This is a genomic window from Ignavibacteria bacterium, assembly GCA_036262055.1.
Lineage (GTDB): Bacteria > Bacteroidota > Ignavibacteria > Tepidaquicellales > Tepidaquicellaceae > DATAJP01.
This window is the reverse complement of record DATAJP010000002.1, coordinates 82,856-99,361: the sequence shown is the minus strand read 5'-3', so window position 1 is coordinate 99,361 and position 16,506 is coordinate 82,856. Positions and strand designations below refer to the sequence as shown.

The following is a 16,506-nucleotide window of genomic DNA, read 5'->3' as shown; positions in this document are numbered from 1 at the left end:
TCAACCCGTTCGGTTTAACTGAACGGGTTTTTTTATAATTATTATTTATATTTGTTTTATAATGAAAACGCTATTTAAAAATTGTAAGGTTTGGCTCGGTAAAAATTCTTTTACGAACGAATTCGGCATTGATGATTCAAAGGGAAAAATCATTTACATAAAAGATAAAACCCCAAAACCGGATTTTGAAAACAAAATTGATTTAAAAAATAAGCTTGTTCTTCCATCATTTATGGACGGACATTGCCATTTGTTAAAGGCATCGATTGTTAATAGCGAGCTGAACCTTAGAAACGCAAAAACAAAAAAAGATTTTAAAAAAATTTTTGCAGAGTATAAAACTACGACGGAATGGATTACGGGGGGATATTTTTCCGACTCAGGCATAACGGACGGATTTTCCCCGGATGTAAATTTTCTTGATGCTGTTGCGCCTGATATGCCGGTTTTGATTTCGCGATTTGATATGCATTCGGGATTTGCAAATTCTAAAGCAATTGAACTTTCAGGTTTAAAATCAAAATTAAATGAATTCAAATCCGACGAGGTAGTGAGAGATGGAGACGGAAACTTAACCGGCGAACTGAAGGAAACCGCGCTTAATTACTTATTGAGTTTCATACCGCGCAAATCAATTGAAGAGCTCGCAAATAACGTTAAATCTGAAATAGAAAAACTCCATTCACTCGGCATAACATCTGTTGCAGATATAACATTACCTTTTGACCTCGATGTGTTTGAAGTATTATTGCAAAAAAATGAGTTTAATCTCCGCATAGACTCACGTTTGCCATTCAAAGAATTTCAGAATTTAGAAAATTATAAAAAAAGGTTTATTAAGTTTAATGATTGGATTAAGTTTCAATCCTTCAAAGCTTTTTATGACGGTTCATTGTCAAGCGAAACTGCATACTTCCATAAAAATTATGTTAACCGCAATCATAACGGCTTGCGAATGGAAATAATCAACAGCGGGGAATTTGAAGAGATTGGATTTGAAATTGATAAATCGGATTATCAGATGTCGGTGCACGCAATAGGAGATAAATCCGTGACTGAACTGCTTGATTTTAATGAACAGCTTATTTCAAAAAATGGAAATAAAGACCGGAGATTCCGCATTGAACATGCGCAGCATATTCAGGATAAAGATTTAAAAAGATTTAAAGAGTTGAACGTTATTGCTTCAGTTCAGCCGGCGCATTTGTTTAGTGATGCAAAAACTGCTTCTCAAAAAGTTGAGGATTTAAAAACAACCCATAGATATAAACAGCTTATTGATGAAGGAGCAAATGTTTGTTACGGAACGGACTTCCCGATTGTCGATGAAAATCCGTTTGAAACAATTTATTTCGCAATGACAAGAAAAGCCGAAGGATTCGACAAAGGGTTTTTACCGGAGTACAATATTTCTCTCGATGATTGCATTAAATGCTACACCGAAGAAAATGCTTATGCAAGTTATAATGAAAACAATTTTGGAACAATTGAGGTTGGAAAATCTGCTGATTTTATAATTTTGGATGATTTATTTCAGATGAATGCGGATGAAATCAGAACTGCAAAGGTGGAGCAAACTTATCTTAAAGGTAAAAAAATAAATTGAGCCTTTTTATTCAATCAAGCCATCGAACATTATCATTCTTATCTCTATAATTTATCATCGGCACAGATATTTCGTAAAATAATCTTTCATATCCATACGAAAACCATACATCGATTTTTATTTTAAAATATCCAATATGCTCGAAATAGTAGTCCTTTGTAAAAACTTCAACTAAACTACTTCCGAATTTTATATCTCTTCCAAATCCTTCATCATACAAGAATTCCAAAACTTCATTTCTTTATCTAAGTTTACTTCCTCAGCACTGCTTCCATAACAACAGGTTCTTTCATATTGTATAAATTTTCCATCGGGATATTCCATGTCACACTGTTTCCCTGCAACTGACCATTTGTGCTTATTACCGGATATGGAAAATTTACAGTAGTATGCGCCATATCGTTTTCAAATAATTTTCCTATTTCTTCCCGTAAAGCAGTTCCTGATGTATCATCGTCTCCCGTTTGTTTTTTGGAATAAATAATCCTGAATATAATGCTGTCTCCCTGAGTAATGTATGAAATATTGGAATTCATTGTAGAGCTTGCTTCACGGGAATTAAATAAATTTTGAATTGCATCCACCGAAATGAAATTATATGAAAAATAAATTGACTTTGATGAATCAGGGTTTGTCTGAGCGCTCATATTCGTTAAAGTAATTCCCTGAACGCTGTCAAAATCTTCCCTCATGTCATCAATAAAATTCTCATTGTCATAAATTGAGTCAATTATTTCCTGCCTGCGTGTTGAATCGAATGAAGCCGCAAATGATGTTATCATATCCATAAAAGTCTTATCGAATGTAATTGTCGATGTCTCGTTGCCTGAACCATCCGCATTTATTGTTATTGTTTGCGACAAATCTATGCAGGAATTAAAGGTTAAAAGCAGCAAAAGAAAAAGAGGAAGAATAAATCTTTTCATAAAATTTGTAGTATAAAGTTAGATTAGCTGTAAAAATAAGGAAATAAAATTACAGTTGTTATTTTATTTAAAATGCCTTTTTTGTATTATAATAAACATAATTTATCCCGGATTAACCTAATTTGACTAAGAAAAATTGCCGTTTGATAAAAAAAATCTTATCTCACTGATGAAAAAAATAACACTTTTCCTGTTCATTTGCTTTCTCATTTCCATTAATGTTATTTTATGGACAATCTTTACGCTTAACTCTGTCGCGTATATAAATGAAGACCTTCTTTATAATACTTTAAGAGACATTCAGCAAAAATACTACGAGCTTTCTTATGATGAGAATGACAGAAAAGACGACCCGGCAATTGTAAGACTGCAAAACCAATTTGATGTAATTAATAATAAGATAGAACTTTCATTTGATATACCTAATAAAACCCTTTTTGGGAACGTTACGATGACAGCAGTAAATAATTCGGATACGCTGAATAAGATTTGTATTAATTTTCTTGATAATATGAAAATTAATTTCATAAAGCTTAACGGCAGCAATGCTGTTTATGAAAGAAAAAATGATTACATAACAATTTCAAGCGCAGGACTTGTAAATAAAAATGATGAGTTCAAAGTAGAATTTAATTATCAGGGAACGCCTGAAAACGAGGGATTCGATGCATTTGCATTTAAATACATTAATGATAATATCGCAATATATAATTTAAGTGAGCCGACATACGCACCTAACTGGTGGCCATGCAAAGATTTACCAACCGATAAATTTACAATGGATATGATTCTCACCGTTCCGTCTGAGCTCACGGGGGTATCAAACGGCAAACTAATTAATGACAGTTTGATAAATGAAACAACCAGGTTATTTCACTGGAGCTCCGATTATCCTATTACAACTTATCTTGTTTCAATTGCAATCAGCAAGTATGATTTCTGGGAAGAAAAATATGTCTCACAAGACGGTTCAACAACAATGCCGGTTGTATATTATTCTTTCCCGCAATATACAGCCGAAGCAAAAAAAGATTGGGCGTATACTGTGGACATGATGAATTTTTATTCTAAGACTTTCGGAGAATATCCTTTCTTAAATGATAAATACGGAATGGCAATGTTCGGCTGGGTTGGCGGCGCTATGGAGCACCAGACCGTCTCAAGCATGGGCTACACTTTAACTACAGGAGACAGGCGCTATGAGGACGTCGTTGCCCACGAGCTTGTTCATCAATGGTTTGGTGATGCGATTTCTCCTGCAACCTGGAAAGACATCTGGCTCAATGAAGGCTTTGCAACTTATGGTGAGGCGCTCTGGCAGGAGCACCTCAAAGGTAAACAAGGTCTTATATCATATATGAGAAAGTCAGATTATGGAAGCTTTGCCGGGACGCTTTATGACCCTGAAGGATTTATTTTTGGGGCAACAACTTATGAAAAAGGTAGCTGGGTTTTGCATATGTTAAGAGGAACAGTAGGGGACAGTACATTTTTTAAAATCCTAAGGACATATTATAATGATTATAAATACGGAACGGCAACAACTGAGCAATTCAAACAGGTTTGCGAAACTGTTTCAGGAATGAACCTGACTTATTTTTTTGACCAATGGATTTATAAAGGAACTTCAAGACCCGAATTTGAATATTCGTGGAAAGCTGATGAATTCGACGGACAGGATGTCACAGACGCTTATATGTTGAGGTTGAATGTATATCAGGCGCAGGAAGACTGGCCTGTTTATAAATCGAATCTGAGAATTCTTGTAAAGACTGACAAAGGAAATGAAGAGTTTACATTCTTTAATGACAAAAAAAGGCAAACGTTTACTCAAACGATAAAAGGTAAACCGCTCGATGTTGTTGTTGACCCTGATGGATGGATTTTGAAAAAATTAAAAAAAGTGGATTATAAATAATGACTTACATTGCTCTGATAATAGGCGGTTCTGTGGGAACTCTCTTAAGATATTTTATCGGATATTTTTGTAATACTTATTTTGGAACAACTTTTCCATTAGGGACGTTTTTAGTCAACATAATCGGTTCTTTTCTTATAGGGATTGTCTTTGCGTTATCCGAACCGTTTAGTATGTCTCATAATCTGAGATTATTCTTGTTCACGGGATTATTTGGAGGCTTTACAACTTTTTCAGCTTTTTCGTTAGATACTCTGCATCTAATTCAGGTTCAAAACTATAAATTGGCATTTTTGTATGTCTTTGGAACAAACATTGTCGGTCTCGCACTTGTTTTCATAGGATATTATTTAACAAAAACTCTCCTGAAATAATTTGAAAATAAAATTAATTTTATTTTTCTTTTTTGCATTTTCTATTTTTTCCTCCTCCAGTGCTTATTCGCAGACACAGCAGATTATTGTTAAGCTAAAGAAAGATGCTTCTGCAGAAGTTTTCAATAACTTCGTTAACGAAAATCCCCGTGCGGGAACATCAGACATTGCGCGTCTCTGTGCACAATTAAATATCACAACTTCAAAACAATTATTTAAAAAAATCCTTCCACAGTTAAATGCTTTTGATAATTCAGGAAATTTTGAGTTAGACAGGATTTTTATTTTAAATATTCAACGGGAAAATCTCAGCTCTGCTTTGACATTGCTTTCCGGCTCAAAAGAAGTTGAGTATGTTCAGCTTAATAATCAATTAAAGCTCGAAGTAAATTCAAGCACTGCATTCACTCCTAACGATACATATTACAGTCAGCAATATTATCTTAGAACAACTGGACTGGAAAATGTCTGGAATACAACAAAAGGGGATTCAAATGTCTTAGTCGGTGTTATAGATTCAGGTCTGGATTTTCTTCATCCTGATTTGCAGACTTCATTCAAAATAAATCCAGGTGAAACAGGACTTGATGCGCAGGGACGCGACAAACGCTTCAATGGAATTGATGATGAGAATAACGGCTTTATAGACGATTGGAGGGGATGGGATTTTGTTGATGCTCCGTTTACAGGCGACCCCAGAAGAGGAGATTATTTGAATCCCGATAATAATCCTGAAGATGATAATAAATTTTCTCATGGCACTGCTGTAACAGGTATCATTAATGCGACTTTTAATAACGGTTTGGGCATCTCATCTGTTGCACCTGACTGCAAAGTGCTTGTAATGCGGGCATTTGATGCCGAAGGTCAGGGTGAAGAAGACGATGTTGCAAATGCGGTATTATACGGATTAATTCAGGGAGTTAAAGTGTTTAATTTCAGTTTCGGCGATTATGTCTTTTCAAATATGCTTAGAGACGTTGTAGAGTTTGCATATCAGAATAATGCTGTGATAATAACATCAGCCGGCAACGACGGTGGATTCAGACTGCATTATCCGTCTGCTTATGATGAGGTAATTTCCGTTGCTGCATCTGATGAGAATGATTTCAAGGCAGGTTTTTCTTCTTATGGCGAGACCGTTGATATATACGCTCCCGGCTTTCAGATTCTTACAACGACAAGAACAGGAAAAGGAAGCTCAGAGTTTGGCGGCAACTATGAAAAATTTAACGGAACGTCATTTGCGGCTCCACAGGTTGCAGCAATCGCAGCGCTTTTAATTTCACAGAATAATAATCTTACAAATGAAGAAATCCGCGGACTGCTTGTTTCTACAACTACATATTTAGGAGGACAAACTTCATGGACAGGCAGATTTGCATCAGGTAGAATAAATGCTTTAAATGCCTTAAATAATATTAACTTTACTTCCATAGCACGGATTTTTTATCCCTCGCAGGACTATACTTTCTATGATTCAAGCATTCCGGTTTGCATATCAGCAGCATCACCGTTATTTCAATCTTACTCGCTTTATTACGGCATCGGTGAGCTTCCCGATAATTGGATTCCTTTGCAATCGAATGTTTCTAATCAGGTTTTGAATGATACTGTTTACAACTGGAATACTTCATCGTTAAATGATACTTCATATACTCTCCGGCTTGCGATAAACAGCTCATCCGGCAGAACGATTGAACATCGAATGATTATATTTAAAGATTCGGCGGCTCCGGTAATAACCGATGTTGCATTCGGATTGCTTATTGACAAAAACACTTTTTCGGAATTAATTCTGTTCAATACAGACAAACGCAGTGTTGGAAAAATTTATTACCGACCTGCAAGCAGTTCCGAGCCATATAAACAAATTCTTGCAGACCTCGGAACCCCGAACATCGGATTTGTTTCACAAACGCATTTTGCAATTCTTCCGGGAAACACGCTTGAACAAAATATACCTTATAGTTTTTATCTGGAAGCAACGTCATTAAACGGAAAAACAGTAACTCTGTCGGATAAAGACTTTAATTTTACGACCGGAAACGCTATTAATGTATATGGTTATGATAAAAAGAATTATTCTCTTCCATATTCACAATCGTGTCAGAGAATTATTGACATAAATAACAACGGAAAGCCGGATATTTTTTTAAACGAAATTAAAAATAATCTTCAATTAAATGTATTTGAGCTTTCTAACGGAAGCTTCACAAAAATTTCAAATAATAACTGGACTGATTTTCATATAGCACGTGACTTAGCTGACATTGATAGCGATAATAAATATGAACTGCTTGTCTCCAAAAGCAGAAATGGTATTGTATATAAAGCGCCCGGCAAAAACGAACTGCCGACAAACATAATCTGGTCGGATACAGCGCAAAATAATTTCTGGTCGGCAAGATTTGCAGATTCAGATAATGACGGCAAGACTGAAATCATGGGGTTTGGAACAAACGGTCTGCGCATACTTGAATACGTCAATGGTGATTTTAATCAGACTGCTTCACTTGCATATCACGGCATAATAGAGCCTGTCGCAAATTCACAAAACGTTCTTATTGAGGACTTCAATAATAATGGCAGGAAAGAAATTGTTTTTATAAACACATATTATTTTTCTGGTGATGCTCTCCCTGACCTTGCTCTGAATGTTTATGAAAATACTACCGATAATAATTATCAAAGAGTTTATACTGATTCAATGAGCAGGTTTTTAAAAGGCGATAACATCATTGCGGGTGATTTTGACGGTGATGGTATAAAGGAATTTGCACTTGGGACTGTCAGTAAAGATGGCGAGCCGATTCAATATTATAGCTTGGTTGTTTATAAAGCAAACGGCGGCTCATATCATGTTATGGCTATTCAGGATATTTATAACTATAAGTCTTACACTGAAACTTCAACTCGCGCGGCAAATGTAGATGCAGATTCAAAAGATGAAATTTTAATTAACACAGGAACACATTTTTATATTTTAAAATATAATAACTTAACAACAACTTTTGAACCCATACTCTATAAATCCGATATTAATACTTTCAATCAGATTGCTTATGATTTCGATGCTGACGGTATTAATGAAATAGGATTAAATACCGTTAATGATACTTTATTGTTCTTTCAAAAAAACACGGTATTTGCAGGACCTCCTACACCGCTTAATCTGCGGGGACATAGTGAAGATTCAAACAAAGCAAACATAACTTTTGATGCTGTGCAGGGAGCTGAGTACTATAAGATTTACCGTTCAAATAATGATACTAATTTTATTTTAATTGATTCAACATTTAAACCAACTTACACAGATAATAATGTTTCCAACAAAACCTATTATTATTATAAAGTTTCTGCTATTGATACTTCTTTGACAGTAAAGGAAAGCAATCTGACAAATTCACTTTCGGTTTATGTCCATAATAAATCACGATTACTTTCAGCAACTTATCAAGGCAGCGGATTTGTGTTATTAAAATTTTCCGAACAGGTGCAATATACAATTCCGGATTTCAATAAATTTGTTTTGCAGGACACGGCTTTGTTTCCCGCAAGCGTCGCTGTTAATAATCCCTTTGAATATTTATTAAAATATAACGGTTTGCGTCAGGGAGCTCATAACATTGTTACCAGAAACCTTGTTGATTTATACAACTCACAGGTATCAGAAAACAGCGTTTCATTTGTTGTGAGTGATTCAGTTGTGGATGAGTTTTATATTCAGAATGCCATTCTTTTAAATAACAAACAAATTAAAGTTGAGTTTAATACCGCAGTTAATTTCGGTACAGCAAAAGAAATAATAAACTACAGATTTACTCCTTTTAATATCACTGTAGATTTAATAGGAAGAGATACATCTAATGCGAAAATCATTTATGTGAATCTCGGCAGCGGAACAATCGGTGCAACTGGAAAAAATTATGTTTTAAAAATCTCAAATGTATTTTCCTCGGACGGAATAAAAATAACAGAAGGTCCGGGAAGCACTTTTGGATTTGTGTTTAATAAACAAGATCTTGAAGATGTTTATGTTTATCCGAATCCATTTAAAATTGGTTCAACTGCCGCGATGCTGACTTTTGCAAATCTGACGGTAAAAGCAAAGATAGAAATTTTCGATTTGACCGGAAGATATTTAAGAACTGTTGAAGAGACTGATGGTAATGGAGGTGTTGAGTGGGACTTGAAGGACGACAAAGGCAAAGAAGTTTCGAGCGGAATTTATTTGTTCCGTGCCACCGGGTTTAATTCTGAGAACGTTGAAGTAAAAGAGAAAATCGGTAAGTTTGCAGTAATAAAATAAAAGCCGGTGTTCAGCCGGCTTTAAATTTATCTGCTATTTATTTCCCGCCATTAACAAAACTTGAAAATCCGCTTCCTGCTTTGAATCTTGCAGTCTTCTTTGCTGCAATGTTGATTGTTTCGCCTGTGCGAGGGTTTCTGCCTGTTCTTGCATTTCTCTTCCCTTGAGAGAATGTTCCGAATCCAACAAGTGAAACTCTGTCACCTTTCTTTACGGATTTTTTTACGGAAGTAACAAATGAATCTAAAGCGTCTTTAGCTTGTCTTTTAGAAATTTTTGCTGAAGAAGCCATTTGAGAAATGAGTTGTTCTTTGTTCATGCTATGTATTATTTTTGATTAAGTAATGTAAATACAAAAATAACACGATATTGTTAAAAATGCAAATTTATTAATAATTGCTAATTTTTACCCCCTTACCTGAAGTATTGAGAAGTAATAAAATTTTTGTGTATTTTTATAATTATAAATAAATTATTTTTGTAAAGAATTTTAAGGAGATTTTTTGCAATGGCAAACAGAATGTTTGTTTCGAATAAAGATGAAACCATAAGGTTATTTCAGAACCCTATACTGGAATATTTTTCTCATATACATCCTGCAACACCGTTAATAGTTTTTCTTCCTATTTGTGGTTATATGTACTATCTGGGAATCGGCGTATTGCCTTTCTGGCAAACGATTTTAGCATTTTTCTTCGGAGTGTTGTTCTGGTCATTATTTGAATATGTGTTTCATCGTTTTGCGTTTCACTACCATCCAAAATCCGAAACCGGAAAGAAAGTTCATTTTCTTGTTCACGGTATTCATCATGATTATCCCCGTGACAGCACGCGTCTTGTGATGCCTCTGCTTGTAAGCGCTCCATTAGCTATTCTTTTTTATTGGTTGTTCGCATTAGTATTTGGAGTTTATCATTACAATGTCTTCGCAGGATTTATTTTCGGATATGTATCCTATGACGCTATTCATTATGCAACTCATCATATGAAGATGGCAAGCGGTGTGGGAAAGTTTTTAAAGGAATATCATTTGCGTCATCATTATAACGATGACAATACAGCTTACGGTGTTTCAAATCCTTTATGGGATTATGTGTTCAGCACAGTTCCTAAACATGTGAAGGAAGCAAACAAAGAAGCAGTCAAAGAATAAAATTATTTTGAGAAATTTCAGATAAGTATAAAAACAAAAGCCGGCATCAACCGGCTTTTTTAGTTTTATGGTTAAATTTGTTTTAAGCGTGGGTTATTTGAAATGCAAATACCACAACCAGAACTGCGAACGCAATTACTATTCTCAGTTTTTCTTTTTTTCCTATTTTTTTCATTTTACTGTTTTATTGTTGAGGTTTATTTTATTAAAATCATTTTTTTTGTGTCCGTAAAGTTTTCAGTTGACAACCTGTAAAAATAAGTTCCGCTCGAAAAATTTGAAGCATTAAATCTCACTTCATAAACACCTTGTTGCAGTGTATTATTAATCAATTCCTGTGCCAATTCACCTTTTACATCAAAAACAGCTAAAATTACGCGATTAGTTTCCGTGATGCTAAATTTTATTTCTGTTGAGGGGTTAAATGGATTGGGATAGTTTTGACTTAAGAAATAACCTTCAGGGTGGTTATTTAGGGGCTGAATATCTGTCAAACTACCCCCTCCATTAATAGTTATGTAAATTCTTCCAAGTCCTCCGCAGGCATAAACAGTATCGGAAGAAAGGCAGTAAATATTTTTTATATCAACCGGAGGAAGCATTGATAAACTTTGTGAACCCCAAACTTGTCCTCCGTTTGTTGATTTAAGAACTTTTGAATTTTCACAGCCTACATACCACTCACTTGCAAGAAGTCCGGTATTAAAATGAGAAACGGAAAACAAATCATCAGTCGTAAAACCATTTTGGATTACCCAGTCTGCTCCACCATTTGTTGTGCGGTAAATTAATCCTTCAGCTCCGACCACAATACCGGTATTGGCATCTTTGAACTCGATATCGTAAAAAATCTGATTACCTCCGCCGACTGATTGCGATGTCCAGTTAGTTCCGCCGTTCGTTGTTTTTCTGATTCTTCTGTCAAGTCCGCATATCCATCCTGTATTGTTATTGATGAAATGCAAACCATATAAATCATCCGAACCAAGCGGATAGTCGGAAGGTGAGTCAAACCAAACTGTTCCGCCGTTTGTAGTTTTCAACAGAGTATTGTTTTTACCCGTAATATATCCTGTGTTGTTGGATGTAAACTGAATTGACGTCAGCTCATTAGTGGTTCCTGAGCTAACTGTTCCCGTGAGTCCGCTTGAATACCGGATGATTGTACCTCCTGTTCCGACCATGTAACCTGTATTTTCATTTATGAAATAAACTGCTTTCAGGTCAGAGGTTGTGTAAGTTGATGTCGACCAGTTTGCTCCTCCATTTGTAGTCTTCAAATATTTCCCGCTGCTGCTCACAGCAAATCCGGTGTTAATGTTAACGAAATATACTCCTGTCATTGTTGTAAGATTTCCGTTTGACTGTTGAGACCATTGCGCCTGTGCAATCTGGTTAATCATAAACAATAAAATGATTAGAATTAAAAATCCGATTAATACGGTTTTTGCTTTTGTTTTGTATGTCATTTTCATTCTATACTCCGATTTAAATTTCATAAATAAATTGTCTCAAAAAAGACTTTTATCATAATTAATTATTATATAGATTATTGCATATATATTATATAATATATTGAAATAACAATTATTAATGCTTTCTAAATCAATTTTATTTTATTTTAATGAATTTTCAGCAATTCCTCAGGAAATTCGAAAAAAATTTTATTTTTCTAAAAGCAAACGCATTAATTCTTTCAATCAAAAAAATTTAATTCTTTTAAGAATAATTGAAAACTACCTGGAGAGCGAAGAAGCAGGGACCTTATGGAATGAAACGTTGATATGCAAAAAATTGAAAATAAATATTAGCATGCTGAGATGTCATCGTTCAAGAATACTGAAAGAACTAAGAGAATATTATTTCAAATTTCAAAATAAAGAGACGAATGTTTTTGATAGAGGATTGCTATATTATAAAAATTCGATGGTTCGTGAAGCGAAGAATTGCTTTGACAGGTGCATATCTGCTCTGGAGAAAGAATCTAAAAGCAAAAAACAGTTTGATAAAGCAATTTTATTATCTGAAATTTACGAATTTTATTTTATTTACTATCACAGGCACAGAAATAAAAACAGATTTCGTGAGATTTATGAAAAGTTATCCGGGCTGAATAAATTTGTGTCAAAAAATTGTTATAATAAGAAAACAAAAAATATTTTAAAAATGCGGATGCATTATTGCGAAGCGCTAAGGTATCAGTTTCTTGTTAAAACACAAAAACCTTACCTGATTGCATTAAAAAATTTAGAACATGCATTGAACTATGTTGAAGCAATTAACTATACAAAATATATTTTAAAATTTTTATTTCTGAAGGGAAATCTTGAGCTTGAGGTCAATGGCGTGGATTCGGCAAGGATTTATTATACAAAAGGATTCGAGCTTGCTTCAAAAGAAAATGATGAAAATTTTGAGAATGAAAAAATAATTTTCCGTATAAAATTAATGCTGTTAAACTCATTCACGGATAAAAACCTAATTGAAAATTATATTCAGGAAATGGGGGAATATCATTTTAAAATGGATAAAAATTATGATGCCGACTACATTCTGCATCTTTTGTTTCATTACTTACGCTTTGCGTCAAGCTATGGTGATACGGGCATGTTTAACCGGTTATCGTATGAACTGGTTAACAATCTTTTTATTTATTCCCGTTCGGCAGATGCGTTCTTCAGGCTATATACTTTAAAAGCTGATAAATACATAAGCAATCTGACATACTGGGAAAGCAATAATTATGATTCGGATATAAAAATCAATAAAAACGTTCTTGAAAAATTCAGTTCATTCAATCAGAAAGCTCTCATTAATCTTGATAAGCTTTACAGCATTGACCAGTTATTTTTTATTTATATCACTCAGATAGAGCTTGAATTCTGGAAGTGGAAAAACGGAGATACCGAAAATGCTTTTTATTTCATTAACAAAATAGAAAGGTTAATAAAAAAAGGTCATACGATTTCAAACATTATTTATTTCAACACCCTTAAAATCTGTGTGAGAATTCTTGCCGATACATTTCATATGGACAAGAAACAACTAACATCAAAATACTATCCTGCTATAAAAAATCAGGTAAACATTTTAAAAAAGCGTGAAGATAATTATAATATTTTATATGATTATACGTTGTTAAAGCTTCTCTCACAAAATCTTGAAATAAAAGAAATTACGAAAGAAATTACTGCGCTTTATAACTGGATTAAAAAAGAACGCTATGCACTGATTAGTCATTTACAGAAAACCGGAAGCGCTGCTTGATAAACTAAAATTAATTTTTTCCCATCCAGGCATTTCTTATTTTTTCCTGTTCAGGTGTAATATTATCCATTATCTCAACTTTCTCATCATACATTGTTTTTAGCTTGCTGATTGTCGTGCTTGCTTTTATTAACTCAAACTTTCCCTCACTATTTTTTCGATAAACTTCAACTTCATATTTATCACCAATTTTTTGTTTATTGCCTTTTGGTGCAAGCTTTTCACGTATGTTCATGAAATTAATAACGTCGCCGTTGACTGAATAAAGCTCATCTCCCGCCTGAAGTCCGAGATTTTTTATGAATTCGTTTTCTTCGTCGAGTGCAATAATTATGAACCTGAAAGTTGATTCATTGAAACCCAGATTAAATCCGCCGGCATCGACAACTTCATATGGGGTTGCGGTATATTTTAAACCTATTTTGGAAAAAATATCTTTATAGGGAAGCTTATTATTTCCTCCTACATATGTATTCAAAAACTCACCGACTGCTGGAGAAGTTCTCTGAGTAATCTCCGCAAATAATTCTTCGTCCTTGAACGGTGTGTCTTTCCCGTACTTTGCCATAAGAGAATTAATAACATCCTGCAATCCCTGCTCTCCGTTAGATTCACTTCGGATTAAAATGTCAAGACACAATCCGATTAATGCGCCTTTTTGATATACGTTCTGATATTCCTTTTTATATGTTGTGAGAACGTTCTTGCTCATTTCAGTAAATGCAAGTGTATCATTATATTGTTTTGACTGTTCAAGTTTTTGTTCGACATCGCCAACATAATCCTTTAAATCAATAAGGTCTTCGTAAAGCTGAATGTAATGCGAGTTATATTCGGTAACACCTTCATAAAGCCATAAATGTTCCGACATCTGCGGATTATTAAAATCAAAATTTGCAATCTGTTCTGCATGCAGATTCAATGGAGTTATAATATGGTAAAATTCATGCGAGCTCATGTCACCAAGATAGCCGAGAACCATTTTTTTCTGAGCCGCAGGAGCGTCAGGAAAATAATAAAACGATGAAAGATTATGTTCAAGCGCTCCAGCTATTCCGAACTTATTTGGCTTAGCAGCAAAATAAAATATAAATGAATACCTGTCGGCAGGTAAAGTGCCTCCATAAAAATTTCTATGCGCAGTCAGCAAGTCATCAAGCTCATCTTTCAAATCTGCTGCTTTAATGCCGCCGCCGGGTGAGTAAGCCGATATAAGCACACGGCACTCAGGAAAATAAATGCTTGTTGTATCCGGCTTATTATACATAATCGGATTATCAACGAGAAACTGATAGTTAGGAGCAATTATGACATCAAGGTTTGGTTCCGATACTGTTTTAGTCAAGCTTGTTGAGCCGTAAAAGTCGGACGGCTTTGTAATGTTAAGCGCATATTCTCTTGCAAGATAACCATCGAAATAACCGAAAAATCCGTGATTGTTCAGAACATAATTTTTCCCCGGCTCGATGTTCGTTCCGCCCATCGGATAAACATAATTGTTCGGTAAAGTATCATTAAAGCTCGGATATCCGTTATATGTCAATTTATATAGTGAAGTAGCATTATCAATTTGCCATGAGTTTGTATCGAGACGGGTCACTGTCAGAGCATTTCCCTGTGCATCATATGCCATTACTTCGTTTACATATCTTCCGAAATCGAGAATGCGGTATGTGCCTGGAATCATTTCAGGCAGGCGGAAAATTATTGTCTCTTCATCGATTTTTGGAGTAATTAGTTCGATTTTAAGAACCGGCTCAGTAACATTGACAAGATTCACAAAATATTGATATGTCATATTTTGAGGAACTTGCGCGAAGGCAAAATTGCAAATAAAAAGAAATAATATTAAAAATTTTTTCATAATTGGATTAATCGGTTAAATAAAAAGGGCTGAATGCTCTGATATATAGATTATACTTAGGTTAAGCTATGTAAGTTACCTAAAAAATGAATTTTTCACTATGAATAAATGAGTTTAAAAATAGGTTTCAGATAATTATTTAATATATCCGAGCTCTTTAAAGATTTTTTCATAGTCAAAAGGAGGATAAAGGGGAATATCGCCGTTAAACACGTTTTCAATCGGGACCCATTCCGCATTTACGGTATAAGTATTTTCGACAATCGGGATAATTTCCTGCTCATGAAGTTTTTTGTTTTTCAATTCGCCTGCATAAAGAAAAACTATTTCATGTCCTTTTTTCCCCAGACAGACAAAAATATTTTCAATAACCTCAATTAATTTCAGGTTATCAATTTCACTCCCGATTTCTTCGATGATTTCTCTTCTTATTGCATCTTCATAACTCTCCTGAAATTCAACACTCCCTCCAAGCACACGGAAATAATACTGCTCTTTAACGTTGTCAAAATCTTTTGATGCAAGTATCTTTCCGTTATGATGAAAGATGCACATCGCTTTTACTTTTATGTAATCGTTTTGCAAAATTGTGATTTGAAAAAAACAGGTTTCAAAAAATTATTGTTTTTCTAATTTGGACTTCAGAACCTCTCTTAATTCATCGGTCAGTTGTTTCATTAACTCGGGACGTCCGTGATATGCTGCAGGTGTATTTTGAAAAATTTCAACGAGCCATTTGTCCTGGCGTTTGGCAGCAACTAATGTCTGAATCGCATTTACTTCAGGTATGATGTCATTACCTCCCTGGGGAACCATACTTACCACAGAACGAAGTATCGCAACATCATTGGATAAAAATCTTACTTCCCGGATTTTATAAATAAACGAAGGAACTTTGTGGTTTGAAAATATTTTTTTCATATCGGCTTCGATGACGCTTCGTCCGTTGTGCTGGCTCCCGTCAAAGCCGATGAAATTTGCGTTATTGGAACACAACTCTGCCATTGCTTTCGCATCGTTGTTGTTCCACGCATTTAACAAATTATCATATAAGTCTCTGATTTCTTGCTCGTTCATATTTAAATA

General features: G+C 34.6%; 13 protein-coding genes. 6 read left to right on the top strand and 7 right to left on the bottom strand.

Going from position 1 to position 16,506, the window contains the following annotated elements:
• Positions 1-61 precede the first annotated feature (61 nt).
• A complete protein-coding gene (locus VHP32_02170) occupies positions 62-1,606 on the top strand; it encodes an amidohydrolase (protein HEX2786681.1) in 1,545 nt (514 codons plus the stop codon).
• A 10-nt stretch (positions 1,607-1,616) separates the two neighbouring features.
• On the opposite strand, the gene VHP32_02165 is transcribed toward VHP32_02170, so the two are convergent.
• Together VHP32_02165 and VHP32_02160 are read right to left on the bottom strand one after the other, a co-directional pair.
• On the bottom strand, positions 1,617-1,835 hold the full coding sequence (locus VHP32_02165; GenBank protein ID HEX2786680.1) for a hypothetical protein: 219 nt from the start codon (positions 1,833-1,835) through the stop codon (positions 1,617-1,619).
• Between the two features lie 22 nt (positions 1,836-1,857).
• Complete coding sequence (locus VHP32_02160) at positions 1,858-2,532, bottom strand: hypothetical protein (GenBank protein HEX2786679.1); 675 nt, start codon at positions 2,530-2,532, stop codon at positions 1,858-1,860.
• Between the two features lie 169 nt (positions 2,533-2,701).
• Between VHP32_02160 and VHP32_02155 the strand changes: the two genes are divergently transcribed.
• Genes VHP32_02155 through VHP32_02145 form a run of 3 tightly spaced genes read left to right on the top strand, consistent with a single transcriptional unit; the run spans position 2,702 to position 9,136 of the window.
• Positions 2,702-4,450, top strand: a complete 1,749-nt coding sequence (locus VHP32_02155) for a M1 family metallopeptidase (protein ID HEX2786678.1) — start codon at positions 2,702-2,704, stop codon at positions 4,448-4,450.
• Positions 4,450-4,824, top strand: coding sequence for a fluoride efflux transporter CrcB (crcB, locus tag VHP32_02150; protein ID HEX2786677.1), 375 nt, complete (start codon positions 4,450-4,452; stop codon positions 4,822-4,824). The genes VHP32_02155 and crcB overlap by 1 nt, the downstream gene beginning before the upstream one ends.
• A 1-nt stretch (position 4,825) precedes the next feature.
• Entirely contained in the window at positions 4,826-9,136 is a 4,311-nt protein-coding gene (locus VHP32_02145) for a S8 family serine peptidase (protein ID HEX2786676.1), read from the top strand.
• Positions 9,137-9,173: 37 nt separating this feature from the next.
• Here the strand turns inward: VHP32_02145 and VHP32_02140 are convergent, their stop codons facing one another.
• Complete coding sequence (locus VHP32_02140) at positions 9,174-9,455, bottom strand: HU family DNA-binding protein (GenBank protein HEX2786675.1); 282 nt, start codon at positions 9,453-9,455, stop codon at positions 9,174-9,176.
• A 189-nt stretch (positions 9,456-9,644) separates the two neighbouring features.
• On the opposite strand from VHP32_02140, the gene VHP32_02135 reads away from it, so the two are divergent.
• Positions 9,645-10,289: a sterol desaturase family protein gene (locus VHP32_02135; protein HEX2786674.1), complete on the top strand. Its 645-nt coding sequence runs from the start codon at positions 9,645-9,647 to the stop codon at positions 10,287-10,289.
• A 197-nt stretch (positions 10,290-10,486) separates the two neighbouring features.
• Here VHP32_02135 and VHP32_02130 read toward each other — a convergent pair whose 3' ends face one another.
• Complete coding sequence (locus VHP32_02130) at positions 10,487-11,788, bottom strand: YCF48-related protein (protein HEX2786673.1); 1,302 nt, start codon at positions 11,786-11,788, stop codon at positions 10,487-10,489.
• A gap of 94 nt (positions 11,789-11,882) precedes the next feature.
• Between VHP32_02130 and VHP32_02125 the strand changes: the two genes are divergently transcribed.
• Complete coding sequence (locus tag VHP32_02125) at positions 11,883-13,556, top strand: hypothetical protein (GenBank protein HEX2786672.1); 1,674 nt, start codon at positions 11,883-11,885, stop codon at positions 13,554-13,556.
• 10 nt (positions 13,557-13,566) lie between these two features.
• Here the strand turns inward: VHP32_02125 and VHP32_02120 are convergent, their stop codons facing one another.
• The 3 genes from VHP32_02120 to VHP32_02110 form a co-directional block, all read right to left on the bottom strand.
• Entirely contained in the window at positions 13,567-15,354 is a 1,788-nt protein-coding gene (locus tag VHP32_02120) for a peptidase M61 (GenBank protein ID HEX2786671.1), read from the bottom strand.
• Between the two features lie 201 nt (positions 15,355-15,555).
• Entirely contained in the window at positions 15,556-16,005 is a 450-nt protein-coding gene (locus VHP32_02115; GenBank protein HEX2786670.1) for an NUDIX domain-containing protein, read from the bottom strand.
• Between the two features lie 33 nt (positions 16,006-16,038).
• The gene (locus tag VHP32_02110; protein HEX2786669.1) at positions 16,039-16,497 is read right to left on the bottom strand and encodes an SgcJ/EcaC family oxidoreductase; all 459 of its coding nucleotides are present in this window, start codon (positions 16,495-16,497) and stop codon (positions 16,039-16,041) included.
• Between the last annotated feature and the right edge of the window lie 9 nt (positions 16,498-16,506).

Bases quoted from the DNA above. Each gene is read 5' to 3' on its own strand.
- VHP32_02170 (HEX2786681.1), top strand. From the start codon at position 62: ATGAAAACGCTATTTAAAAATTGTAAGGTTTGGCTCGGTAAAAATTCT.
- VHP32_02160 (HEX2786679.1), bottom strand. From the start codon at position 2,532: ATGAAAAGATTTATTCTTCCTCTTTTTCTTTTGCTGCTTTTAACCTTT.
- VHP32_02155 (HEX2786678.1), top strand. From the start codon at position 2,702: ATGAAAAAAATAACACTTTTCCTGTTCATTTGCTTTCTCATTTCCATT.
- crcB (HEX2786677.1), top strand. From the start codon at position 4,450: ATGACTTACATTGCTCTGATAATAGGCGGTTCTGTGGGAACTCTCTTA.
- VHP32_02140 (HEX2786675.1), bottom strand. From the start codon at position 9,455: ATGAACAAAGAACAACTCATTTCTCAAATGGCTTCTTCAGCAAAAATT.
- VHP32_02135 (HEX2786674.1), top strand. From the start codon at position 9,645: ATGGCAAACAGAATGTTTGTTTCGAATAAAGATGAAACCATAAGGTTA.
- VHP32_02130 (HEX2786673.1), bottom strand. From the start codon at position 11,788: ATGAAATTTAAATCGGAGTATAGAATGAAAATGACATACAAAACAAAA.
- VHP32_02125 (HEX2786672.1), top strand. From the start codon at position 11,883: ATGCTTTCTAAATCAATTTTATTTTATTTTAATGAATTTTCAGCAATT.
- VHP32_02120 (HEX2786671.1), bottom strand. From the start codon at position 15,354: ATGACATATCAATATTTTGTGAATCTTGTCAATGTTACTGAGCCGGTT.
- VHP32_02110 (HEX2786669.1), bottom strand. From the start codon at position 16,497: ATGAACGAGCAAGAAATCAGAGACTTATATGATAATTTGTTAAATGCG.